Consider the following 794-nt stretch of genomic DNA (forward strand, 5'->3'; position numbering starts at 1 on the left):
CCTACATCAATGATTGTGTATTCGATGTCCGCAATGGTGACTTAAGGCGTTCTGTACGTTATAAGAAACGCAAGAAACCTACACAGACCAGTGCAAAAGATCGTTCTTATCGTCAAGGTCATAACTACGAAGATTTCCAGAATTATATGAAAGATCATCCAGATATAAATGTTGTGGAAATGGACTGCGTGGAAGGAAAGAAAGGCGAAAGCCGTGCCCTCTTGACCTTTACATTCCGCAACTGCAATCTTATGCTTATGTTCCTGTTGGAATATCAAGACCAGGAATGCGTGTTAGAGGTCTTTGTATGGCTTGAAACAGTGTTGGGGCAGGATGCATTCAAAAAGCTTTTTCCGGTGATTCTCACGGATGGAGGTTCAGAATTCTCAGCTCGTGAAGAGATGGAGGAATTCTGTGACGGAAGTAAAAGCACGACTGTCTTTTACTGTGATCCGTATAGCTTTTGGCAAAAAGGTGCCTGCGAAAAGAACCACGAGTATATCCGCTACATCCGTCCGAAAGGGAGTTCATTCGCTGATTTAAATGACGAGAAAGTCAGACTTATGATGAATCACATAAACAACGAAAAAAGAGACAGTCTTAATGGACATAGCCCATATGAACTCTCTCTTTTACTCTTGGACAACAAACTGCACAAAGCATTAGGATTAAAGGCAATCGCACCTGATGATGTTATGCTTAGTCCAAAACTTATAAAATAAAATAGTAAAGCACAGGCAGATTTCACTGCACCAGAATTTAGTCTTGCACATAAGGCATGTGGAATTTAGTCT

Annotated in this window: 1 protein-coding gene; it reads left to right on the top strand. The window is 40.9% G+C overall.

Going from position 1 to position 794, the window contains the following annotated elements; all coding sequences use genetic code 11:
- On the top strand, positions 1-722 hold a 722-nt coding region (locus tag WKT11_RS19810; protein WP_340285794.1), incomplete at its 5' end, for an IS30 family transposase.
- Positions 723-794: the final 72 nt, after the last annotated feature.

The sequence above is a fragment of the Blautia sp. HCN-1074 genome, from assembly GCF_037890165.1.
Taxonomy (GTDB): Bacteria; Bacillota; Clostridia; order Lachnospirales; family Lachnospiraceae; genus Blautia_A.